Origin of the sequence: Nesterenkonia sp. PF2B19, assembly GCF_001758425.2 — a bacterium.
Taxonomy (GTDB): Bacteria; Actinomycetota; Actinomycetes; order Actinomycetales; family Micrococcaceae; genus Nesterenkonia; species Nesterenkonia aethiopica.
Genome location: NZ_MDSS02000031.1, coordinates 1 through 23,271, shown reverse-complemented (window position 1 = coordinate 23,271; position 23,271 = coordinate 1). Strand labels below are relative to the sequence as shown.

The 23,271-nt window shown below is 69.9% G+C and carries 20 protein-coding genes and 2 pseudogenes; 5 read left to right on the top strand and 17 right to left on the bottom strand.

The genetic code is table 11. From position 1 onward, the window contains the following. Nucleotides 1-217 precede the first annotated feature (217 nt). From BCY76_RS10425 to BCY76_RS10405, 5 genes are all read left to right on the top strand, one after another. Nucleotides 218-1,333, top strand: a complete 1,116-nt coding sequence (locus BCY76_RS10425) for a substrate-binding domain-containing protein (RefSeq protein ID WP_085437637.1) — start codon at nucleotides 218-220, stop codon at nucleotides 1,331-1,333. A gap of 20 nt (nucleotides 1,334-1,353) precedes the next feature. Next, the gene (locus tag BCY76_RS10420; RefSeq protein ID WP_070158608.1) at nucleotides 1,354-2,424 is read left to right on the top strand and encodes an ABC transporter permease; all 1,071 of its coding nucleotides are present in this window, start codon (nucleotides 1,354-1,356) and stop codon (nucleotides 2,422-2,424) included. Between the two features lie 8 nt (nucleotides 2,425-2,432). Next, the gene (locus BCY76_RS10415; protein WP_070158609.1) at nucleotides 2,433-3,332 is read left to right on the top strand and encodes an ATP-binding cassette domain-containing protein; all 900 of its coding nucleotides are present in this window, start codon (nucleotides 2,433-2,435) and stop codon (nucleotides 3,330-3,332) included. 130 nt (nucleotides 3,333-3,462) lie between these two features. Continuing rightward, nucleotides 3,463-4,461, top strand: coding sequence for a sugar phosphate isomerase/epimerase family protein (locus tag BCY76_RS10410; protein ID WP_070158610.1), 999 nt, complete (start codon nucleotides 3,463-3,465; stop codon nucleotides 4,459-4,461). 81 nt (nucleotides 4,462-4,542) lie between these two features. Then, nucleotides 4,543-4,869, top strand: coding sequence for a nuclear transport factor 2 family protein (locus tag BCY76_RS10405; RefSeq protein WP_070158611.1), 327 nt, complete (start codon nucleotides 4,543-4,545; stop codon nucleotides 4,867-4,869). A gap of 56 nt (nucleotides 4,870-4,925) precedes the next feature. Here BCY76_RS10405 and BCY76_RS10400 read toward each other — a convergent pair whose 3' ends face one another. The 17 genes and pseudogenes from BCY76_RS10400 to BCY76_RS10315 all read right to left on the bottom strand — a co-directional run. Beyond that, nucleotides 4,926-6,128, bottom strand: coding sequence for a Gfo/Idh/MocA family protein (locus BCY76_RS10400; RefSeq protein ID WP_070158612.1), 1,203 nt, complete (start codon nucleotides 6,126-6,128; stop codon nucleotides 4,926-4,928). Between the two features lie 34 nt (nucleotides 6,129-6,162). Then, a complete protein-coding gene (locus tag BCY76_RS10395; RefSeq protein ID WP_085437636.1) occupies nucleotides 6,163-7,599 on the bottom strand; it encodes a sugar porter family MFS transporter in 1,437 nt (478 codons plus the stop codon). Between the two features lie 120 nt (nucleotides 7,600-7,719). Beyond that, nucleotides 7,720-8,594, bottom strand: a pseudogene (locus BCY76_RS10390) (sugar phosphate isomerase/epimerase family protein). A gap of 48 nt (nucleotides 8,595-8,642) precedes the next feature. Next, nucleotides 8,643-9,707 carry a Gfo/Idh/MocA family protein gene (locus tag BCY76_RS10385; protein WP_085437635.1) on the bottom strand — a complete coding sequence of 355 codons (1,065 nt, stop codon included), beginning with the start codon at nucleotides 9,705-9,707 and terminating at the stop codon, nucleotides 8,643-8,645. A 198-nt stretch (nucleotides 9,708-9,905) separates the two neighbouring features. Beyond that, nucleotides 9,906-11,453 (bottom strand): CoA-acylating methylmalonate-semialdehyde dehydrogenase, encoded by a 1,548-nt coding sequence (locus BCY76_RS10380; protein ID WP_070162645.1) that lies wholly within the window; start codon nucleotides 11,451-11,453, stop codon nucleotides 9,906-9,908. Beyond that, entirely contained in the window at nucleotides 11,453-13,441 is a 1,989-nt protein-coding gene (gene iolD / locus BCY76_RS10375) for a 3D-(3,5/4)-trihydroxycyclohexane-1,2-dione acylhydrolase (decyclizing) (RefSeq protein WP_170922659.1), read from the bottom strand. The genes BCY76_RS10380 and iolD overlap by 1 nt, the downstream gene beginning before the upstream one ends. Next, nucleotides 13,438-14,499 (bottom strand): Cgl0159 family (beta/alpha)8-fold protein, encoded by a 1,062-nt coding sequence (locus BCY76_RS10370; RefSeq protein ID WP_237090095.1) that lies wholly within the window; start codon nucleotides 14,497-14,499, stop codon nucleotides 13,438-13,440. Before BCY76_RS10370 ends, iolD begins: the two co-directional genes overlap by 4 nt. After that, nucleotides 14,496-15,482, bottom strand: coding sequence for a 5-dehydro-2-deoxygluconokinase (gene iolC, locus BCY76_RS10365; RefSeq protein ID WP_070162643.1), 987 nt, complete (start codon nucleotides 15,480-15,482; stop codon nucleotides 14,496-14,498). Before iolC ends, BCY76_RS10370 begins: the two co-directional genes overlap by 4 nt. Nucleotides 15,483-15,589: 107 nt before the next feature. Next, nucleotides 15,590-16,549, bottom strand: coding sequence for a sugar phosphate isomerase/epimerase family protein (locus tag BCY76_RS10360; RefSeq protein WP_070162641.1), 960 nt, complete (start codon nucleotides 16,547-16,549; stop codon nucleotides 15,590-15,592). A 272-nt stretch (nucleotides 16,550-16,821) separates the two neighbouring features. Next, nucleotides 16,822-17,361: an NUDIX hydrolase family protein gene (locus tag BCY76_RS10355; protein WP_070162639.1), complete on the bottom strand. Its 540-nt coding sequence runs from the start codon at nucleotides 17,359-17,361 to the stop codon at nucleotides 16,822-16,824. Between the two features lie 78 nt (nucleotides 17,362-17,439). Continuing rightward, nucleotides 17,440-17,970 (bottom strand): hypothetical protein, encoded by a 531-nt coding sequence (locus tag BCY76_RS10350; RefSeq protein WP_070162638.1) that lies wholly within the window; start codon nucleotides 17,968-17,970, stop codon nucleotides 17,440-17,442. Continuing rightward, nucleotides 17,970-18,587 (bottom strand): hypothetical protein, encoded by a 618-nt coding sequence (locus BCY76_RS10345; protein WP_085437631.1) that lies wholly within the window; start codon nucleotides 18,585-18,587, stop codon nucleotides 17,970-17,972. Before BCY76_RS10345 ends, BCY76_RS10350 begins: the two co-directional genes overlap by 1 nt. Before the next feature lie 190 nt (nucleotides 18,588-18,777). Further along, the gene (locus tag BCY76_RS10340; RefSeq protein ID WP_139827732.1) at nucleotides 18,778-19,740 is read right to left on the bottom strand and encodes a hypothetical protein; all 963 of its coding nucleotides are present in this window, start codon (nucleotides 19,738-19,740) and stop codon (nucleotides 18,778-18,780) included. A 96-nt stretch (nucleotides 19,741-19,836) separates the two neighbouring features. After that, on the bottom strand, nucleotides 19,837-20,469 hold the full coding sequence (locus tag BCY76_RS10330; protein WP_139827731.1) for a DedA family protein: 633 nt from the start codon (nucleotides 20,467-20,469) through the stop codon (nucleotides 19,837-19,839). Continuing rightward, nucleotides 20,457-21,539 (bottom strand): pseudouridine synthase, encoded by a 1,083-nt coding sequence (locus BCY76_RS10325; RefSeq protein WP_070162631.1) that lies wholly within the window; start codon nucleotides 21,537-21,539, stop codon nucleotides 20,457-20,459. Before BCY76_RS10325 ends, BCY76_RS10330 begins: the two co-directional genes overlap by 13 nt. 77 nt (nucleotides 21,540-21,616) lie before the next feature. Beyond that, entirely contained in the window at nucleotides 21,617-22,339 is a 723-nt protein-coding gene (locus BCY76_RS10320; protein WP_083277810.1) for a VOC family protein, read from the bottom strand. Between the two features lie 9 nt (nucleotides 22,340-22,348). Next, nucleotides 22,349-23,271: pseudogene (locus tag BCY76_RS10315) on the bottom strand (Lhr family helicase); the annotation flags it as partial.

Here is a 23,271-nt window from a genome sequence, read left to right as displayed (position 1 = left end):
CCGCTGAGTTGGTCCGGAGTTGTGGATACTCGAGTCGATCGCTCGAAGTATCCACAACTCCGGACCAACTCACGTCGGGAGGCGGGGCCAGGCCGAGGGCGCAATTTGTGCATATGTCCTGACATCCTATTGACATTGTGATGCGAGTCACTCAGGATGGAGCCTACGACGGCCACGGCGGCAGCGACCCCGTGGCCGCAGGCTCGAAGGAGAGATCATGCCTCGCATCACTCGCAGCACCCTCGAATCCCCCTCCACCTCCGCTGAACCCGCGCCTCCCGGCCCTGCCTCCCCGGCCGTCTCCACATCTCGTCGCACCCGTCGTCGGGCCTCGGCCCGATTCGCCGCCGTGCTGGGCATCGCCGCTCTGCTCGTCTCGGCCTGCTCCTCCGAAGGGGGCCGGGCCGACGCCGGAGGCGACGACGCCGAGCGCGCCGGCGGCGTGGACACCGAGCGCGCCGGCGGCGCGGACACCGAGGAGCGCACCGTCTACCTCATCACCCACGCGGTGGAAGGCGACACTTTCTGGGACTACGTGCGCAGCGGCGCCGAGGAGGCCGCCGCCAAGGACAACATCAACCTGGTCTACAACTCTCACCGCGAAGGCGCCCAGCAGGCGGAGCTCATCCAGTCCGCCATCGACGCCGGCGCTGACGGCATCGCGGTCACCATGGCCAAGCCGGACGCGATGACTCCCGCTGTCCAGCGCGCCATCGACGCCGGCGTCCCGGTCGTCTCGCTCAACGCCGGAGAGGAGGAGGCCTTCGACGCCGGAGCCTTCGCCCACTTCGGACAGAACGAGTCGGTGGCCGGCGAGGCCGTGGGCGAGTACCTGGACGAGCAGGGCATCGAGCACCCCATCTGCGTGATCCAGGAACAGGGACACGTGGGCCTCGAGTCCCGCTGCGACGGCATCCGGGAGGTCCTGCCCGACACCGAGAACCTCTATGTGGAGGGCTCGGACATGACGCAGGTCGCCTCCACGGTCCGGGCGAAGGTCGACTCCGCGGGCGACGCCGACGCGATCATCGGCCTCGGGGGTCCCTTCACCATGACCATCCTGGACGAGGTCCAGTCCTCCGGCTCGGACATCAACGTCGGCTCCTTCGACCTCAACGCGGACATCGCTCAGGCTGTCGTCGACGAGGAGATCCTCTTCGCCGTCGACCAGCAGCCCTGGCTGCAGGGCTACCTGGCGGTGGATTCGCTGTGGCTGCACTTCCACGGCGCCTTCGAGCCGGGCGGCGGACTGCCGGTGCTGACCGGACCCAACATCGTCGACGTCGAGAACGCCGAGTCCGTGCTCGAGTTCGCCGACGCCGGACTGCGCTGAGACCGGAAGGGACAAGACTCATGACCACGACATCCACCGCCCCCGCCGGGGCGGCACCCGCGGCTCCCGACGACGGCGCCGACGAGCGGGTCAGCAAGCGGAGTCTGATCGGCACCCTGATGGCGCGCCCCGAGGTCGGGGCGGCGGTGGGCGCCATGGTGGTGTTCATCTTCTTCGCCGTCGTCGCGCCGCCCTTCACCACCCCCGGAGGCATCTCCACGGTGCTCTACGGGGCCTCCACCATCGGGATCATGGTCGTCGGCGTCTCGCTGCTGATGATCGGTGGAGAGTTCGACCTCTCCACCGGAGTGGCCGTGATCTCCTCAGCGCTGATGGCCTCCCTGTTCAGCTGGTACTTCGCCACGAACATCTGGGTCGGCGTGGCCCTGGCGCTGGTCGTCTCGCTGGCCATCGGGGCGATCAACGGGCTGATCTTCATCAAGACCAAGCTGCCCAGCTTCATCGTCACGCTGGCCATGTTCCTGATGCTCACCGGACTCAACCTGGCGCTGACCCGGCTTATCGGCGGCTCGGTCTCCTCCCCGCCGATCTCCACCATGGACGGATTCGCCTCCGCCCAGGCGATCTTCGCCTCCTCCGTGACGATCTTCGGGGTGAACTTCCGCATCACGATCTTCTACTGGATCCTGCTGGTGGCCGTGGCCTCCTTCATTCTGCTGCGCACCAGGATCGGCAACTGGATCTTCGCCGTCGGCGGGGATCAGAACGCCGCCCGCGCGGTCGGTGTGCCCGTCACCGCCACCAAGATCGGTCTGTTCATGGGCGTGGGGTTCTGCGCCTGGGTGCTGGGCATGCACCAGCTCTTCGCGTTCAGCACCGTCCAGTCCGGTGAGGGCATCGGCAACGAGTTCCTCTACATCATCGGCGCCGTCATCGGCGGCTGCCTGCTGACCGGCGGCTACGGCTCGGCCATCGGCGGAGCCTTGGGCGCGCTGATCTTCGGCATGGCCTCCCGCGGCATCATCTACGCCGAATGGAACCCGGACTGGTTCCGCTTCTTCCTGGGTGTGATGCTCCTGCTGGCCACGATCGTGAACCTGATGGTCCGCCGTCGGGTCGAGAAGAAATAGGAGGGGCCATGAGTGAGACGACATCGCAGTCACCCCACGACGACGTCGCCGACGGCGTCGAGGCGACCCCGCTGGTCCGGCTCGAAGGAGCGGGGAAGCGTTACGGCAACATCATCGCCCTGAGGGACGTCACCATGGACGTCCACGCCGGGCAGGTCACCTGCGTGCTGGGCGACAACGGCGCCGGGAAGTCCACGCTGATCAAGATCATCGCCGGGCTGCACCAGCACACCGACGGCGTCATGCGGATCAACGGGGAGGAGACCGTCTTCGACTCTCCGCGCGACGCCCTGGAGGTGGGCATCGCCACCGTGTACCAGGATCTGGCGGTGGTGCCGCTCATGCCGGTGTGGCGGAACTTCTTCCTCGGCTCGGAGCTGACCGTGGGCTGGGGGCCGTTGAAGCGGCTGGACGTGCCGGCCATGAAGCGCATCGCCAAGGAGGAGCTCTTCGAGATGGGCATCGACCTGCGCGACGTCGACCAGCCCATCGGCACGCTCTCCGGCGGTGAGCGGCAGTGCGTGGCCATCGCCCGGGCGGTGTACTTCGGCGCGAAGGTGCTGATCCTCGATGAGCCGACCGCCGCGCTGGGGGTCAAGCAGTCCGGCGTCGTGCTGCGCTACATCATGCAGGCCAAGAACCGGGGCCTGGGGGTCGTGTTCATCACCCACAACCCGCACCATGCCTTCCCCGTGGGGGACCGGTTCATGGTCCTCAAACGTGGCCGTTCCATCGGGTACCACGTCAAGGACGAGATCAGCATCGATGATCTCACCGCACAGATGGCCGGGGGTGCGGAGCTGCAGGAGCTCAGCCATGAGCTGGCCCAGCTGGGCGGCCATACCGCCGAGCTGAAGCAGGTCGAGGCGGACCTGGAGCAGACCCTGGGCGGGCGCCCCGCCCAGTGAGGCGCCCTGTCGAGGCCCTCGGCGAGGTGGTCTGGAGTTGTCGATGCTCGAGTCGATCGAGTCGAGTACCGACAACTCCAGACCACCTCGCGCGACGATGACGACATGATCGACCCCTGAGGAGGACCTGATGCACCTGGGCCTGTACACCGCGCCGCTGCACGACCGTCCGCTGACCGACGCGCTGCAGATCGTCGCAGAAGCCGGATTGGACGCCGCCGAGCTCAACACCGGCGGGTTCCTTCCCGCCGCGCACATCCCGGTGGAGGAGCTCGACGGCGACCCCGCCGCCGCCCGCGAATGGCTGCGGATCTTCGAGGACACCGGGGTGTCGCTGCAGGGCCTGAACTGCAACGGCAATCCGCTCCATCCGGACCCACGCACCGGTGAACGGCACGCCGAGGACCTGCGGCGCAGCATCCGAGTGGCCGGGGCGCTGGGACAGACCCGAGTGGTGTGCATGTCCGGGCTGCCCGGTGCGGAGCCCGGTGCCGGCCAGCCCACCTGGGTGGTCAACGCCTGGTCCTCCCGCGCGCTGGACGTCCTGGAGCACCAGTGGGAGGTGGCCGTCCCGTTCTGGACGGAGATCGACGCGCTCGCCGCCGAGCACGGCGTCACGGTGGCCCTGGAGCTGCACCCCCAGAACCTGGTGTTCAACCCGCCGAGCTTCCTGGAGCTGCTCGAGCGCACCGGAGCGCGCCGACTGGGGGTGGAGCTGGACGCCAGCCACCTGTTCTGGCAGCAGATGGACCCTGTCCATGTGGTGCGCCGGCTGGGCAGGCATGTGGCGCACGCGGCGGTCAAGGACGTGCGGATCAATCCCGAGGCCGCCTGGTGCGGAGTGCTGGACAACAGCTTCCGCCGACTGAGTCCCGACGAGCCCCGCACGCAGATCGGTGCGGAGGAGTACGTCAACGAGTGGCCCTCCGCCTCCGCCTGGGACTTCGTGGCGCTGGGGCGCGGGCACGACGCCGCCTGGTGGGCCGAATTCCTCACCGCGCTCGCGGACGTGGACGCCGACATGGCTGTGCACATCGAGCACGAAGACACCTCATTGGGTGCTGTGGAGGGTGTGCAGGAGGCGGCGGCGGTGCTCATGGAGGCGGCACGTGTGGCCGGGCTGCGGTGAGGCGCAGGCTCTTTCGCTCCTGCGGGCAGGGCACGTAGGGTCCTGGGCACGACCAGTTCTACGACCCACGCAGGAGGCATCATGCCGGACATCCCCGAACCTGTGGGCAGCTTCGTCGCCGCCGTGAACCGCCACGATGAGGAGGCGTTTCTCGCCGCGTTCGGCGAGGAGGGGTTCGTCGACGACTTCGGCCGCATCTTCACCGGCCGGGACGAGATCAAGGCCTGGAGCGACGTCGAGTTCATCGGCGCCCGCGGCACCATGGATGTCGAATCTGTGGAGGCCGACGGCGAGGCCGTCACCGTGATCGCCGACTGGCGCAGCAACCACGCCAACGGGCGTTCGGAGTTCACCTTCGCCGTCGACGGCGAGCGACTGCGGTCCATGCGCATCCGCGGGGCCCACTGACACACCAGCTCGACCCGACGTGTGCGGGTCTTGCGGCGGGGCGTCAGGTGCGGAGGTCAGGGAACCCTGACCTCGGACCCGCCGGCGGCAGCCGAGGCGGCGATCGCCTCGATCAGCTCCATATTGTGCACGCCGTCCTCGACGCTGGCGTTCCGCGGCCAGGAGTCCTCCGCGGCCAGCCCGGCCACCTCTTCCAGGAACGCGCGGGCCTGGAACACGAAGCCGTCGTTCTGGCCGAAGCCGATGCCCGGGGCGGCCATCGCGAAACCTTCACCCACATAGGGGTGTCCGGGTCCGAGGTTCACGGTGCGGAAGCCGTTGTCGGTCTGGCGGTTGCCGCCGATGTCCCGGGTGTGGACCTGGATCTCCGCAGGACGCTCCTGGTCCCACACGGCGGCTCCGTCGCGGCAGGAGATCTCCAGGCGCAGACCGTTGGGGTGCCCGGGGGACACCCGGGAGGCCTCAAAGGTGCCGGCGGCGACGTCGAACTGCGCCGTGAAACCAGCCCAGTCGTCATTGGTCACCGGTTCTGTCTCCTCACTGACCTCCGCCTTCCCATGTCCCACCGTGGACCCCACCGGCAGCGGACGCTCCTGGATCACGGTGCGGAACTGTGCCCCGGCCACGGAGCGCATCGGCCCGGCCAGGAACTCCGCGGCATAGAGCAGGTGGCTGCCGACGTCGGCCAGGGCCCCAGAGCCTGGGCCGCCCCGGTAGCGCCACGTCATCGGGACCTGCGGATCGCAGCCGTAGTCGGCCAGGTACCGGCCGTGAAGATGCACCACCTCGCCCAATGCTCCCGAGGTCACCAGCTCACGCAGAGCGGCAAGTCCCGGGGCTCGGCGGAAGGTGAAGCCGATGCGGACCACCTGGCCGGCGTCCTCGGCTCGCCGCGCGGTCTCCGCCATGGCACGGGCGTCGTCGAGGGTGTCGGCCAGCGGCTTCTCACACAGCACATGCTTGCCGGCGGCCACCAGAGCCTCGACGATCTCCCGGTGCAGCCGGTTGGCCACCACCACGGAGACGACGTCGACGTCTTCGGCCTCCAGCAGTGCGCGCCAATCGGTCTCCACCCGTTCATACCCGTAGCGGCCAGCGACATCACGGGCCAGCGGCTCGGCGAGGTCGGCGATCGCCGCGAGCTTCACCGGGCGGGGGAAAGGGCTGCGCACCGTGGTGGCGGCTCGCCAGGCCGCCGCGTGGGCCGCCCCTGCCATCCCGGCGCCGATGACGGCGACGCCGATTCTCTGCTCACTCATCACTGGTCTCCTTCATGAGAGGTCCTGCAGCCACTCAGCGCATGCGCTTCGGGTTCGGCACCACCGGCATGCCGGCGGTGTTGCGGAAGGTGGACTCGATCTCCTCCAGCGACCTTCCCTTGGTCTCCGGCACTCGCCGGTAGGTGAACACCAGGGCGGCGCAGCAGATCACGGAGAACCCGGCGAACAGCCAGCCCACGCCGACCGCTTCCAGCACCGGAGGGAACCCCAGGGCGACGACGCCGTTGGCGAACCACAGGGCGGTGGTGGCCAGGCCCATGGCCGCAGCACGGACGCCCAGCGGGAAGATCTCCCCGAGCATCACCCAGACCATGGAGCCCCAGCTGGCCTGGAACATGAAGATGTAGACGGCCATGCAGGTCAGGGTGACGATCCCGACGACGCCGAAGCCGTCCGGCTCGGGCAGCAGCAGGTTGGTCAGCGCCAGCACCGCCAGGCTCAGGCACGTGCCCGCGGCCCCTGCGAGCAGCAGCGGCCGGCGCCCCCAGCGGTCCGCGTAGGTCAGGGCCAGCCAGATGGCCAGCACGTTCATGACGCCGATGATCAGGTTGGCGGCGATGGCCGCCTGGTCGGTGAAGCCGACGTTCTGCAGCGTGGTGGGCGCGTAGTAGATGATCGTGTTGATGCCCATGATCTGCTGCAGGATCGCCAGACCGAGGCCGACGAAGAGGATCGGCTTCACCCAGGGCTGCAGCAGTGCCCTGAGATTCTGAGCGCCGGCTGCCTTCTCCGCCTCATTGATGATGTGGATCTCCTGCAGCTCCCGCTCGGCCTCCTCGGGGGTGCGGTCGTAGTGCAGAATGGTCAGGGCCTCGGCCTCTCGGCCCTTCTTGACCAGCCAGCGGGGCGTCTCCCAGATGAACGCCAGACCGACGGCGAACAGCAGCGACGGGACCACCGAGAGCCCGAGCATCCATCGCCAGGACTCCAGCGGCGCGAAGGCCAGTCCGATGATGAAGCCGATGAACTGGCCGGTGACGATCGCCAGGGCGTAGAAGGCGGTGACCTTTCCGCGGATCCGCGCCGGGGAGATCTCCGAGAGGTAGACCGGCAGCGTCACCGCAGCCAGTCCGGAGCCGAGGCCGACGATGAAACGGAAGACGAACAGCGTGTTGGGGTCCGGGGCCAGCGCCATGCCGATGGGCGCGACGATGAACGTCACCGCGGTGGCCATGAGGATCTTCCATCGGCCGTACTTGTCCGAGAGACGTCCGCCGACGGCAGCGCCGAAGACGGCACCGATGATCAGGCCGGTGACGATCCAGCCCTCGGCCCAGCTGCTGAGCTCGAACTCGGGGCGCAGGTACACGAGGGCCGCTGAGATGACTCCGGTGTCATAGCCCCAGTTGAGCCCTCCGAGAGCCCCGAAGAGGTAGATGAGGACGGTGCTCTTCTTCCGCCCGGAGCCGACGCTCCCGTCAGGGGCCGGGCGTGTGCGGTGTGTGTCCATGATCTGGCGATCCTGTCTGTGCCGGGTGGTGGGTGCGCCTCACGGACGCCCGACGCGACGTCGGGCGCCTGGAGGGGAATCCGGGCGCGGGGCCCGGTCGGGGCGGGAAGGGGGGGCGGGTCAGCCCCGAGCCGCCGCCATGCGCTCGCGCATCTGACGCAGCTGATAGGCGGAGACCTCCATGGCGTCCTCGTTCTCGCCGAAGACGCTGGTGACCATGACCGTGTCCTCACGCTGGTCGAAGCCGTTGCGGGCGAGCTCTGCGAAGAAGTGGTCCCAGTCGACGTCGCCGACGCCGATCTTGTTGTGCTGGTGCACCCGGGCCGCGTTGCCCGGGGGGTTGGTGATGTACCGGAGGCCGTCCGAGCGGTGGTGGTCATAGGTGTCGGCCACGTGGACCACTCGCAGCCGGTCGCCGACCTCGTCGAGGATGGCGGCCATCGGATCCTCGTAGTGGAAGGTGTGCGGGGCGACGTAGACGAAGCTCAGGTTCTTCGAGTTGGCTCCGCGGATCACCCGCCAGGCGGCCAGCCCCTGCTCCACGAAGTCATCAGGGTGGGGGTCGATGGCCACGTTGAGCCCCTCGGCTTCGATGATCGGCAGCAGCTCCTCCAGGGAGCGGTAGAAGGCGCGCTCCGACTCTTCCGCGAGCTCGGGCCGGCCGGAGAACTCCGTGTTGATCTGCTCCACTCCCAGGTCCACGGTGATCTGGATGACCCGCTTCCAGTACCGGACGGCGGCCTCGCGGGCGTCCGGGTCGGGGGAGGACCAGCGCAGCACCGGCAGCACGGAGGAGACGCCGACGCCGGCATCCGCGCAGGCTGCGCGGAAGCGGGCGACGAGGTCGTCGTCGGCCTTGGGGTGGTTGAAGAACGGGATGAAGTCCGGGTGCGGGGTCATCTGCAGCCAGTCGAATCCCAGGTCGCGGCGAGCCGCGGGAACTCCAGCAGCGAGTGAGTCCGGTGGAAGGGGGTGGGGTCCAGGGCGTACTTCATGGAGGGGTCCTCGGGGCAGGTGGGGGCAGGGTCTGCGAGTGGTCGGGCTCAGGCCAGGGCGGGGGAGCCTGTGGCGGCGGCGTAGAAGCTGGGCTTGGGCGCCAGCGCCACATGCTCGACCGTGCGGCTCTGCTGGGCGGCGACGCCGGCGGCGCAGCAGGCGGCGGTGGCGTATCCGTCCCAGGCGCTGGGCCCGGCGATCTCGCCGCGCAGGGTGGCGTCCACCCACTGCTGGACCTCGAGGTCGTAGGCGTCGCGGAACCGGGTGACGAATCCGGCGTCGACCTCGACGCCGGTGCGGCCGGCGGTGGTGACCTCGACCTCGGAGCCCTCGCCGATCTTCACCAGACCGTTCTCGAAGGTGGCCTGGGTGTGCACCTGGTAGCCGATCTGGGCGTTGACGAAGATCTCCACGGTGGCCAGCAGTCCGGACTCGGTCTGCACAGTGACCAGCTGGGGGTCCCGCACGTTGCCGGTCCGGGAGGTGGTCCGTCCGATCCGCACGGAGACGTCGGTGATCTCCTCGCCGGTGAAGTACCGGACGGCGTCGAACTCGTGGACCACGGAGTCATGGATGACCATCTCGTCCGTGAACTCGGCCGGCGCCTCCGGGTTGCGGTGCTGGTGATGGAGCATCAGCAGCTCGCCCAGCTCGCCGGAGGCGATCGCGTCCTTCAGCCGGCGGTAGCCGGCGTCGAAGCGGCGCATGAAGCCCACCTGGATGAGCTGGCGGCCAGCGGCGACTTCGGCCTCCACCACGCGCAGGGCGGAGTCGGGGTCCGGGGTCAGCGGCTTCTCGCACAGCACGGGGATCCCGGCGTCGAGGAGCTTCAGGAGGGCCTCCTCGTGGAGGAATCCCGGGGTGGCCAGCACGACGGCGTCGGCCGCCTCGGCGGTCAGCAGCTCGTCCACGCTGGAGAACACCTGTGGCTCTCCGGCGGCGTCCCCGGCGGTGGCGGCGACGGCGGCGGCCCGCTCGCGGTCGACGTCCACGGACGGCGCGCTGACCCGGGCGCGCAGGGTGTGGTGGGCGAGGCGGTCCACGTGGTCCGAGCCCATGCGCCCGGCGCCGACGACGGCGACGCGGAGTTCGGACTGCTGCGGTGTCGACATTGGTCTCAGCTCTCCTCGATCGTGCGATGTTCCGTGATGTCACTCACTGTAGGACGCATCACATTACTTTGTCCAGACATTCGGACGAAATGGATTTCAGTGCGGTGCCCCGCCACACAGATCGTCCCTCCGTGAGAGATCGTCTGTGGATTCAGGCACGATCTCTCACGGAGGGACGATCTTCGGGCGGGGAGGGTCTCAGCCGTTGGACGGGAAGTTCAGCGACGCGGTCGACTCGTCGTTCTGATGCGGCCAGCGCTGGGTGATGACCTTCCCGCGCGTGTAGAAGTGCACGCCGTCGGGGCCATAGATGTGGTGATCCCCGAACAGCGAGTCCTTCCACCCGCCGAAGGAGTGCTGCGCCGCCGGCACCGGGATCGGCACGTTCACCCCGATCATGCCCACAGTGACCTGCCGCTGGAACGTGCGGGCCGCATGGCCGGAGCCGGTGAAGATCGCGGTGCCGTTGCCATATGGGTTGGCGTTGATCACCCGGATCGCGTCCTCCAGGGTGTCCACGCGGACCACCGCGAGCACCGGCCCGAAGATCTCCTGCTCATAGGCAGACATGTGCTCCTGGACCCGGTCCAGCACGGTCGGGCCCACGAAGAAGCCCTCCTCCCGGCCGTCCACCACCAGATCACGCCCGTCCACGACGACGGCGGCGCCGTCGGCCTCCGCCTCGCCCACGAGGCGCTGCACGCGCTCCTTGGAGGCCGGAGTGATCAGCGGGCCCATCTCCGCCTCGGCCTGGGTGCCGTCACCGACGGTGATGTCCCGGGCGCGCTGGCCCACCTTCTCGACCAGGGCGTCGGCCGCGTCGCCCACCGCCACGGCCACGGAGATCGCCATGCAGCGCTCGCCGGCGGAGCCGAAGGCCGCGGCCGAGAGGTGATCGGCGGCGAGGTCGAGGTCGGCGTCGGGCAGGACCACCGCGTGGTTCTTCGCCCCGCCGAGGGCCTGGACGCGCTTGCCGTGCCGGGTGCCGGTCTCATAGACGTACTGCGCGATCGGAGTGGACCCCACGAAGGAGACGCCGTCGACCAGCTCATGGGTCAGCAGGCCGTCCACGATCTCCTTGTCGCCGTGCAGCACCTGGAAGACGCCGTCGGGCAGCCCGGACTCCTTCCACAGCTGGGCCAGCAGCAGGGAGGCCGAGGGGTCCCGCTCCGAGGGCTTGAGCACGAACGCGTTGCCGGTCACGATCGCCACCGGAGCCATCCACAGCGGCACCATGACGGGGAAGTTGAACGGAGTGATTCCGGCGACCACACCCAGGGGCTGCCGGAAGGAGAAGACGTCGATCCCGGTGGAGACCTGGTCCGAGTAGTCGCCCTTCAGCGTCTGCGGGGCCGCGCAGGCGAACTCCACGACCTCCAGGCCGCGAGCGACCTCCCCGGCGGCATCGGAGAGCATCTTGCCGTGCTCGGCGGTGATCAGCGCGGCCAGCTCCTGGGTGTGGGAGGCCACCAGCTCGCGGAATCGGAACAGCACGGCCATGCGCTTGGACAGCGAGGTCTCCGCCCAGAGGTCGGCGGCGCGCCGCGCGGCCAGCAGGGTCTTCTCCAGGTCCTCGCCGTCGCCCAGGTGCAGGGTGCCGCTGACCTGACCGGTGGCAGGGTTGAACACGTCCTGGCGGCGGGTGCCGTGGCCGGCGTCGGCGGTGCCGTCGATCCAGTGGGTGATCTCGGCGACGCCGGCGCTCTGGACGTCAGTGGTCTGGGGAGTCGTCTCGGTGGTGGTCATCAGTGGTTCCTCTCGTCGGTGTCGCGGCCGTCGCCGAGCAGCTGCCGCTGCCGGGACTTGTGGTCGCGGTAGGTCTGGTAGGCGTTCTGTGTGGTGTCCAGCTCGGAGACGCCCGTGACCGGCACGTCCCACCAGGACTCGGAGTCGGGGGCGTCGAGGTAGAGATCGGAGGTGATGTGGATCAGCACCGGGCCCGAGTCCTCCGGGCGGGCCTTGGCCTCGGCGACGGCGGCGTTCAGCCGGTCGATCGCGTCCTCGCCCGGTTCCACGCGGATGACGTCGACGCCGAGCGACTCAGCGTTGGTGGCGATGTCGATGGGCAGCTCATGGGCGCCGTCGAACCGTCGCTGGTCCTCCAGGTAGCGGTACTTCGTGCCGAAGCGCTGGGAGCCCAGGGATTCGGACAGCGAGCCGATCGAAGCGTAGCCGTGGTTCTGCAGCAGCACCACGATGAGCTTGATGCGTTCGGCCACGGCGGTGACCAGCTCGGTGTGCATCATCAGGTAGGAGCCGTCACCGACCATGACGACGACGTCGCGGCCGTCCTCCGGGGCCTTCCCTTGGGCCTGGGCTTCGGCCAGGGCGGCGCGCTTGACCCCGAGGCCGCCGGCGATCTCGTAGCCCATGCAGGAGAACGCGTACTCCACGTGGTAGCCGTAGGGGTCCTCGGCCCGCCAGAGCTTGTGCAGGTCTCCGGGGAGGGATCCGGCCGCGCAGATGACGACGTCGCGCGCGTCCATGGCCTCGTTGACGGCCCCGATGATCTCGGTCTGCGCCGGCAGCGGCTGGTTCCTCACGGTGAAGGCCTCGTCGACGGTGGCGTCCCAGCGGGCCTTCTCCCGGCGCACCAGCTCAGCGACCTCTGCGGAGGTGTGGTGGCCCACCGACTCCAGGCGCTCACGCAGAAGGGGCAGCGTGGTGCCGGCGTCGGCGACGATCTGCACGCCGGCACCCATCTTGTAGGCGTCCAGGGAGGCGATGTTGATGTTGACGAATCGTACGCCTGGGTGTCGGAAGGCCGTCATGGAGGCGGTGGTGAAGTCCTCGTAGCGGGTGCCGATGCCGATGATGACGTCGGCGTCCCGCGCGTAGGTGTTGGAGGCGGTGGATCCGGTGGAGCCGATCGCCCCCAGGCAGAGCGGATGATCCCACTGCAGCGTGCCGACCCCGGCCTGGGTGTAGGAGACCGGGATGCCCGTGGATTCGGCGAGCGTGCGCAGCGCGTCGGTGGCGAAGCCGTAGTGCACACCCCCGCCGGCGATGATCAGCGGCTGCCGGGCCCCGCGGATGGCCTCCACTGCGGCGGCGAGGTCCACCTCCTCGGGCGCGGGACGGCGGATCCGCCATTCGCGAGGTGCCAGGAACTCCTCGGGCACCAGGATGCGTTCGGCCTGCACGTCCTGCGGCAGCGAGATGGTCACCGCACCGGTCTCCGCCGGGTCCATCAGCACCCGCATGCCGTTCAGCAGGGCGGAGAAGAGCTGCTCGGGGCGCTGCACGCGGTCGAAGTACCGGCTGATCGGGCGGAACAGGTCCGCGCAGGTGACGTCATAGGCATGGGGGAGCTCCAGCTGCTGCAGCACCGGATCCGGGGCGCGGGTGGCGAACTCGTCAGACGGCAGCAGCAGGGCCGGAAGGCGGTTGGTCGTCGCCAGGGCGGCGCCGGTGGCCATATTGGTGGAGCCGGGTCCGATGGAGGCGGTGACCGCGTAGGTCTGTCGGCGGCGGGTGTGCCGGGCATAACCCACGGCCTGGTGGACCAGGGCCTGCTCGTTGCGGCCCTGGTGGTAGGGCATCAGCCCCGGCGCCAGAGTCTGCGCCTGCTTCAGCGCCTGCCCGACGCCGGCGACATTGCCGTGACCGAAGATCCCGTGCATGCCGGGGATCGTGCGGACCTCGGTCCGGACGCCGTCGACGACGTCCACGGTGCGCTGGTTGGCGAGGAACTCCACGGTGGCCTGGGCCACGGACATCTCACGGGTGGTCATCGGTCCTCCTTCGTGGCGCCGGCCGGGGCGAGTCCTCCGGTCGGTGCAGGATCTGTGGCGTCGGGTGAGCCGCCGGGTGTGCTGTCGTTGAGCAGCGAGGCGGCGGCGTCGACGGCGGCGGCGACGTCACCGCCGTCAGGGTAGAGCAGGGTCCGGCCCACCGTGAGTCCCTGCACGCCCGGAAGCGCCAGGGCGCGGCGCCAGGTCTCCAGGACCTCGTCGGTGCGCCCGGAGGGGTCTCCGCCGAGCAGGACCGTGGGCAGCGTGGTGGCGGCCATGACGCGCTCCATGTCCTCGACCACCGGCAGCTTCATCCACGTGCGCGCTGAGCTGGCACCGAGCCCCTGGGCGATGGCCACCGACTGGATGACCGCCTCGGTGGAGAGGTCGTTGACCACGCGGCCGGCCTCGGTGCGGGAGATGAACGGCTCCACCATGGCGATCAGTCCGTCGGCGTGCAGCTGGTCCACCGCCTGGGCGGTGCTCTCCAGCACCGAGGTGGTGGCGGCGTCGTCGAAGGCGATCCGGGTGAGCATCTTCCCGCCGTCTGCCCCGAGGGCACTCAGGGCTGAGGCGGTGTGCCCGGTGAAGCGGTCATCGATCTCATTGACCAGGCCCGGCAGGCCGGCTCGGTTCATGGAGCCGAAGATCAGCTTGCCGTCCAGGGCGCCCAGCAGCAGCAGGTCGTCGAGCACGTCGGGGGAGGCCAGCACGCCGTCCACCTTCGGGTGGGCCAGGGCGATGCGGAGGCGGTCGAGCAGCCGGCGCCGGTCCGCCATGGCCTGCGGATCGGACTTCACCGCCAAGGCGCCGCGGGCGGCATGGTCTGCGGCGATGATGAAGCTCTGTCGTCCGTGCACCGGGCCTGGGTGACGTCGTCGGGACTGCGCGGCGGCCGCCACGGACTCCGGGTGCTCCAGTCGGAGGCGGGTGAGCGGCTCATAGCGGCGCGGATCCTCGTCGTCGGGCGATGTGCTCTGCGGAGGGGAGATCTCGCGGCGCAGCTGGTGGACCGGGGTCAGCGCCTCGGAGGTGCGGGGCGGGTCGGTGCGGCTCATGCCCGGACCTCCTGGGGGACGGGGCGGCCGCGTTCGGCCAGCAGCGCGGTGACCTCGTCGGGGGTGGGCATCGCATCGGAGCAGGCGATCCGGGTGGCGACCAGGGCGCCGGCGGCGTTGGCGTAGTCCAGGACCTGCTCCAGCGGCCATCCGGCGAGCAGGCCGTGGACCAGCGCGCCGCCGAAGGAGTCACCGGCGCCGAGCCCGTTGACGGTCTCCACCGGCAGCGGCTTGGAGACCACCCGCTCCTCGGCGGTGGCGGCCATGACGCCGGCGGAGCCTCGTTTGACGACGGCGAGCTTCACTCCGGCCTCCAGCAGGCGGTCCGCCTGGTCGTCCGGGGTGCCCTCGCCCACGGCCACCGCACACTCCTCGGAGTTGCCCACCGCCACGGTGACATGCGGCAGGATCCGGGCGACCTGCTCTCGAGCCTGCTCCACCGAGTCCCAGAACATGGGACGGTAGTCGAGGTCCAGGACCGTGTGCTGGCCAGGCGTCAGCGAGGCCTGCGGGCGGGCCTCGTGGGCGGTGACCTGCGCCTGGCGGGAACGTGGGCGGGAGAGCCCGGTGACGGTCGACCAGAAGATCCGGGCCGCGGCGATGGCATCGGTGTCGAGCTCGTTCGCCTCGATCTCCCAATCCGGGGCGCTGGGGGAGCGTCCATAGAAGTAGAGCGGGAAGTCCTCGGGCGGCCGGATGGCGCAGAAGGTGACCGGGGTCTGCAGCTCCGGCACCGCTGTGACCCACTGGTCGTCGACGCCGTAGCGCCGCAGCTCCTGGTGGAGGAACTCGCCGAAGGGGTCGTCCCCGGTGCGGGTGATCACCGCGGTGCGTCGTCCGTGCCGGGCGGCGGCCACGGCCACGTTCGCCGGCGAACCGCCCAGGTACTTGCCGAAGCGGGTGACGTCGGCCAGGCCGACGCCGATGTCGTCAGGGTAGATGTCGACGCTGATGCGTCCCATCGTGATGAGCTCGTGGGTCATGGGTGCTCCTTCGGGTGTGCCAGGAGTGATGTGGGGTCTGCTGTGAGGAGATTCGGTGCGCTGCGTCTGCGGCTGCGTCTGCGGCTTCGTCTGCGGCTCCGGCCCCGTCAGCGGATGCGCGTGCGGGAGCCGCAGCCGCAGAGGTGCTTCCGGGTGCGAGCGGCGATCGGCAGGGGGTCGTGGAAGGACGTCACCGGGTACATGTCCTGTTCGACGATGCCGAAGAAGGAGCGGCCGAGCTGCTCGAGCTCATCGATGACCTCGGAGAGGTCCGGAAGGCCGCCGGGCGGTTCGACCATGACACCGGCTTTGTTGGCGGCGGCCCAGGTGAGGTCGTCGCGGCGGACGACCTCCATGACCTCCGGGTCGATCTGCTTCAGGTGCAGGTAGCCGATGCGGTCCGGATGGCGCCGGATGAGCTCGGCGGAGGAGGCACCGCCGTACTCGGCATGGCCGGTGTCCAGGCACAGGCTGACCCGCTGTGGGTCGGTCTCCTCCAGGAAACGGAGGATCTCGTCCATGGAGCACACATGGGAGTCCGCGTGGGAGTGGAACTGCTGGGCCAGGCCGTACTTCTCTTCGAGCACCGCGCCCAGCTCGTCGTGGCCCTCGGCCAGGCGTCGCCAGCCGTCGGCGTCGAGGGTTCCGGGCTCCACCGCCTCGCCGGTGACGTCGTCGCGCCACATGGCCGGAATGACCACGATGTGCTCCCCGCCCACAGCGGAGGTCAGCTCGGCGACGCGGTGGATCTGATCCCAGGTGGCCTGGCGCTCGTCGGCCCCGGCGCGGTGGAAGGCGGTGAAGACCGTTCCGGCGGAGACCTTCAGATCCCGGGCGGAGAGCTCATCGGCCAGGCGGGAAGCGTCGGTGGGCAGGTATCCGTAGGGGCCGAGCTCGATCCAGTGATAGCCCGCCTCCACCACCTCGTCGAGGAACCGCTCCCAGGGGGTCTGCTGCGGGTCGTCCGGGAACCAGACGCCCCACGAGTCCGGGGCGGTGCCGATGAGGATGGGAGAGCGGGTGCCGTCCTCGGCGGTGCTGGGGGTGCGGGCGGGAGTGGTGGTCACTGCGGCCTCCTCGACGTCGTCGGCCGGTGGCGGCGACGAGCTGGTGATGACGTGGTGTGCACCACTCTGTCGCGTGGATGTTCTAATGTCAAGACATATTGCGTCAGCGGTCACTGAGGAGCGGTGAGTTGGTCTGGAGTTGTGGGTACTCGGCTCGATCGACTCGAGTTTCCACAACGTCCGACCAACTCAGCGGGAGGGGTGGGCGGGGGAAGGGAGGGCGCGGGGGCAAGTGGCGACGTCAGCCGCCCGGGTGCCGCGGAGGAGGACGGTCAGCCGGCGAAGCCGACGTGCGCCAGGGCCTGGCGGACCAGCTGACCGCGTCCGCCGACGAACTCTCCCTGGACCTCGTCGCTGAGCACCTGCTCCGGAGAGAGCCAGGACAGCTCGAGGGCATCCTGGCGGGGCTGGCACTCGCCGGAGACCGGGACCACGTAGGCCAGGGAGACGGCATGCTGCCGGTCGTCCACCAGCCCGGTCTCGCTCGGGTAGGGGAAGTACTCCGCCACGGTGAAGGGTGTCGGCGACGGCGGGATCTGCGGCAGACACAGGGAGCCGAGGTCCTTCTCGATGTGCCGCAGCAGGGCTGCCCGGATCGTCTCCCGGTACATCACGCGACCGGAGACCACCGTGCGGTAGAAGCGGCCGTCGTCATCGGCCGTGTAGAGCAGCCCGACCTCGGTGACATAGCCCAGGGAGTCCTGGCGGACTGGGATGGCCTCCACGTAGACCATGGGGAGTCGACGGCGAGCCTCGTAGAGGTCTGCCTCGTTCAGCCATCCCGGGTTGGGATCGGGGGTGCGCACGCTCATAGTCCATTCATACCGCACCCCGGGCCTCTCCGCCCATGGGCGCACCCTGGGCACGCCGGATGAGTATGCCGGACGGTGTCAGATGATGTCGTCCACCGGGCGGCCCATGGCCGCGCGGCGTTCCGCGTGATTGATCCGGTGCCGTCGGGACTCGGTGGCCAGGATGACCACGAAGGCGCCCATGGCCGCCCCGATCGCCACCCACACCGAGGGCGTCTCGGAGAGCAGACGGGGGAACACGAGCCAGAACATGCCCCAGCCGAGGCCGAGCGCGATGGTCATCCGGCCGCGCTCCGTCATGGCGTAGAACGCGGTGATCCAGATGCATACCACCAGGCCGATCATGGCCCAAAGGATCGCCGGGAAGCCGGGGATCCGCACGCCCATGGCGGTCAGGGCGGCCGAGACGGAGGACATCGCCCCGACCAGGGCCCAGCCGGTGAACAGCCCCACCGTGGAGTCGGTGAAGCGGCGCTCGATGGTGTTCCGCGCGGTATGGAGCGTGAACTGACGGACGGCGTCCACCAGGGCCAGGGCCGCGGCCAGTGCGGCCAGCACAGCGACGGCGAGCATGCCCGCGTGCACGGCGGCCGTCCAGACCAGCATCATCAGCGAGGCGATGCCGACCAGCCAGCCCGAGCGACGCTGCCGGGGAGTCGAGATCTGTGTGGTGGTCCACTGATGGACGCATGTCCCAGCAGTCCCAGCGCGATGACCGGCCAGAGCCAGTAGTGACCGGCGTCGGGGGTCAGCAGCGCGGCGTCGCCCGAATACCAGCCGTCCACCAGGGTCTCAAGTCCGTTGCCCCCGATGATGGCCGGACCGCCGAAGGCTCCCAGCATCCACAGCGCGGAGGCCAGCGCGGCCACCGCACTGACGCTGACGAAGATCTGGCGAGCCAGGTCGACGGCTCCCGGCCGCGGGTCGGGGTCCCGGGAGGGGAGGTTGTACGGCGGGATGTAGGTGTACAGGTCCTCCTCGTCATCCGCGTACTCGTCCGCGTCGTCGTCCTCATGGTCGGTGGCGGCCTCGATGGCGGCGGCCTTCTCCATGATCACGGCGCGCCGACGGGCGGCGCTGGCATCCTGCAGGCGCGTTTCCTCGGCCTCCTGCTCCCGAGCCTCCCAGGGGAGCGGGCGGCCGTCGTGCTTGGGCGGTCGCGGCAGGGGGATGCGGCTGGTGCGCGGGTCGCCGGTCTGGGCGTCGATCGGCGGCAGCGTGACCATGGTGGCATCCTCGTCCGGCAGGATGTCCGACGTCGGCAGCGGGGGATGCTCCTGCGCCCGCTGCGTGTAGGAGTCAAGCTCGGAGGCCGTCTGCTCGTCGGGGAGGTCGACGTCGTCGGCCTCGTCCTCCTCCAGGTGCGGTGGCAGGTCCTGGGCCGTGGCCTCCGGTTCTGCGGCCCCCTGGGAGGCATCAGTCGCGGCATCCGATGCTGGGCGGTCGGTGTCCTCGGCGACGGCGACGGCGGCGCAGCCACCGACGGCTCGTGCTGGTCGGCGCGGGGCTGGTCGGCGTGGTGCTGGTCGGCGTGGGGCTGGTCGGCGTCAGGGTCGGCCTCTGCCTGGGGGTTCCAGCTCTGGTGCGTCCAGTCCTGGGCGGGCCAGTCGTCGTGGGTCCGGTCCTGGTGGGACCAGTCCTGCCCGGTCCAGGCGTCATCGACGTCCTGGGGGAGTGCCTGCTCCTCCAGGGCGGCCTCCCCGTCGGAATCGGGTCCACCACATGGCCCTGGGCTCGGCGCGGGTCCAGGGGAGCGGCGATCTGCTCCCCGGGCTCGGGCCGGCGGAAGGCGTGCGCGAGCTTCTCCGTGGCCGCGGCGAAACGCGCGTCCAGGGTGTCGAAGAACTCGCTGAGCCCGGCCTCCTTCTCTTCCGGGCGGGCCTCGGGAGGAAGCACAGGAGTCGGGCGGCTCATCCGCACCTCACCGGTGTCCGAGGACACTGCCGGCTGCGTGTCAGTGCCGGGGCCCGCCTCGGAGTCACGAGCAGCGCCGTCGTCGTCGGACTGTGCGCTCTCGGGCCCGGTCACGTCCGACTCTGACGTCGGATCCGCGGGCTCGGACGGGGCGGGCTCGTGCTGGGCGGGCTCAGTGATCTCGTGGGCGGCGGCCTCCGCGCCGATCACTCCGGACTCGGCGGGAGCCTCCAGGTCATCGGCTTCGGCGCCGGACTCGCTGTCCTGTCCAGGATCCGCTGCGGCGTCGTCGGCGGTCGCCTCGTCGCCAGGTTCGTCGACTGGCTCGTCGGCGCCCTGTTCGTCGTCGATCTGCTCGTCGGTTCCCTGCTCGTCGGCGCCCTGGAGCTCATCAGGATGCGGCTCGGGGTGCTCTTCTGCAGGGGCGGTGACCGACGGTGAATACTCTGAGGACCGGTCAGTCACGGTGCGTTCTCCCCTCGTGAGGAACAGGATGTGCGGGACAGCGGAGGTCCAGCTGTGTCAGGCGTGCGGAACCGGCCAGCAGCCCTCTGCCGAGGCTCAGGCCGAACTCGCACGTGATCGTCGCCGTCGCGCGGAGACCACGGCGATGATCAACCCCACCAGAGTACCTACTGCGACGGCGGCGACCGTGCTCGCCCACGGGGGGAGTCCCGTAGTTGTTCCCGTAATGTAACCTAGCCCGACCAGCCACAACGACCAGGTCACGGCCCCGGCGAGGGCGAGCGGCACGAGGAACGGCCAGGTCAGCCGCATCATGCCGGCGGTTGCCATGGAGGCGCAGCGGCCGCCGGGGATCGCTCGGATCAGCAGCAGCCCCACCCAGGTGGAGGCCCCGCCGGCTCTGATGGACAGGCGCAGCAGCTTGCGGTGGATGAGCCGTCCCCATTTCCACCGGTGCAGCACCCGGATCAGCTGGTACCGAAACAGCAGGTAGACGCCGATGTCGCCCAGCAGACAGCCCAGCGTGGTCACGGCGAGCACGAGGCCCAGGGGCATCAGCCCCTCGGCGGCCATGGACCCGGAGGCGATCACCATCAGTTCGGAGGGGAAGGGCGGCACGAAGGCGGTGAACGCCACGGCCATCAGCTGCGCGGCGAAGTACCACCAGCCCCACTCCTCGAGCAGCTGAGGGTCGTCCAGGGCCTGGGCTGCAGCGATCAGTCCGTCCACGGGGCTGCCTCCAGGGGGTTCGTCGTCGGTGCTTCCACCAGCGACCGGCGGGAGGTGAACGTCCTGGGCTCCCCGCTGAGGGGATCGATGAAGCTCAGGGTGCGGGCCAGCAGCTGCAGCGGGCGGTCGAAATCGTCGGGAGCGTCGTCGAGCAGCTCCGGGTAGAAGCGGTCGTGCAGGATGCCCAGTCCCAACAGGGCCATGTGGATGCGCAGCTGGTGGGTCTTGCCGGTGTGCGGGATCAGCCGGAAGTGCCCGACGGCGTCCCCGGCTCGGTTCCGGCCGGTGCTCAGCAGCTCGATGCGCGAGGAGGCGTTGGGCCCGGGCACCGGAGTGGTGCGCCGGCGCCCGCGCCTCGGGGCGCGACGATCCTGCGGGCGTCTGCCGGAGTCGGCGACCTCATAGGGCTGCAGCTCGGAGACCACGACGCCCTTGGTCTTGGTGATGCGGTTGCGCACGGTCAGCGGGAACCGGGAGGCGAACGACGGGGGACCACCATCCTTGGACCTCAGCTGGTGCTGCGGCTCGGCAGGCAGGGCGCTGACGCACTCATAGGTCTTGTCCGCCTGCCGGTTCTCGAACAGCAGCTGATAGGCCCCACGGGTGCTGGGTTCCTTGGAGAAGATCACGACGCCGGCGGTGCCCCGGTCCAGTCTGTGGATCGGAACGAGGTCGGGAAGGTCGAGGCGGCGGCGCAGGCGCACCAGCAGGGACTCCTGGACGTATCGGCCCGCCGGGGTGGTGGGCAGGAAGTGCGGCTTGTCGACCGCCACCAGGTGCTCGTCCTCGTGGAGGATCTCCTCGGTCACGGGCAGCGGACGCTCGTCGCTGACGGATCGGTAGTACCAGAGGAACTCGCAGGCGCCCAGCGGGGTGGAGGTCGTCAACGGCCGGCCTGCGGCGTCGACGACCTCGCCGTCGTCGAACCTGCGGGTGATGCCGCCGTGGTCGATGTGGCCGAAGGTCTCCAGTACGTAGTCGTGGATGGTCTCCCAGGGGCCGGTGCGAGGGAGCCGCAGGCGGGTGGCATTGACCCCGTCGCGAACGGGGAGGGGAGACGTCTGAGCCACCTGACCAGCGTACCGTCTGAGCTGAGCACGCCGAACCCGGCCGCTCGGCCGTCGCCGAGCCGCCTGCGGCTGCGGGCTCAGCCCCAGTCGGGGGCCTGGGCCTGGGCGATATTCTCGTCGGGTGCGGTCAGCGGGTGGTTGACCTGCCAGGACATGCCGAAGCGGTCCTGCACCCAGGCGAAGTTCTTCGCGAAGTCGTAGTCGCCGGGCTCCATGAGGAAGCTGCCGCCCTCGCTGAGCTTCTCCACGATCTCGTCGAACTCGGTGGTGGTGTCCACCACCACGGCCACCGAGACCGACGGTGTGAAGCTGAACTCGTGCCGCACCAGGCTGTCCTGGATCATCAGCACCTGTCCACCCACGAGCACCTGGGCGGTGGCGACCAGCCGGGTGGGGGCCGCGGGCGTCGCCTCGGCATCCACCGTGGTCAGGTCCGTGCCGGTGGCCGGCGAGGGGTCTTCGTCGGTGGGCGTCACAGCGCCGTCGCCCGCTGAGGTGTCGCCCTCGTCCGGGGCCGTCCCTTCGGCGTCGTCATGCTCGACGCCGCCCTCGTCATCGGTGTCGTCATCGGCATCGAGGTCTGTCTCGTCGGCCGGGGCGCCCTCGTGCTCCTCACTCGCCGTGTCCTCCTCGACCTCGGCGACCTCGTCCTCGTCGCCGTTGCCTGCGTCGAAGATCTCGGTCCCCTCGGGGTGGTGCTGGATCTCGATGAGCTCGGCGTCCGGGAACGTCTCCAGGTAGAGGTCGATGGCCTCTTGGGCCTGACCTTGGAACATCAGGAACGGAAGGCAGAGAGTCATGGCATCAGCCTAACCGGAAAACCTCAGCCCCGACGGTGAGGAGTGGAAACCTGCACGGCGCAGGGCGTCCCCGAGCCGGGTGCCGAGCACCGGCTGCCCGTTGACACGTTCCACGGCCACGCGGCCGGTGCGGGCCTGGCGCAGGCGCTCGACCAGCGCCTGCGCGGGCGGCCTCCAGCAGGTGCTCCTCCTCGGTGAACACCAGCAGAGTCCGGCCGCCCCGCTCCATATACAGCAGGAGCTCGCCGCGGTGGAGCACGACGACGGCGCCGGCCTTGCGTCCCGGACGGTGTCGGCTGTCCTCCAGGGCGGGCCAATCCAGGGCGGCGCCGTAGGCGTTGGCCGGGTCGGTGGCCGCCAGGACCAGCACCTCTCGGGCGGTCTCCGGGTCCACCGGGTTGGGGGAGGAGTGCTCCCAGGCGGAACGCGGCCCGCCGCCAGGGTGGTCAGCGGAGCGGGTGCCGTGCGTGGTCCCGGAGGGTCCCGGGGAGGCCTCAGAGGCCGCCCGGTCCTCGAGGGCGTCGGCGGTGGCCCGCAGAGAATCGATGGTGGCGGAGGTGGTGAACTGGGCGGCACCGAGCTGCTCGATGAAATAGCCGCGACGCACCTGCCCGGCGTCCTCCGCGGCGGCGAGCACCTTGTAGACGGCGGCGAAGCCTCCGGACAGCGGCGAGACGGCGCGCACCCTCTCGGATGAGAGGCCGGACGCGTCCCGGATGACGCGCCGGGCGCGGTCCCTGTCCCAGGGGAACCGGTCTGCTGCTCGGCGAGCACCGAGCCGCGGGTCACCACTGCGTACCGGTCCAGCAGGATCTCCGCCCGGGCGTAGGCCAGGGTGGTCTGCTGCTCGGCCGCGGTCCCGTCCGCGGCCCCGGGCGCGGAGGACCACCGCACTCCCGCGGGCTGGCCGGGTGCGCCCCGGCCCCCCGGAG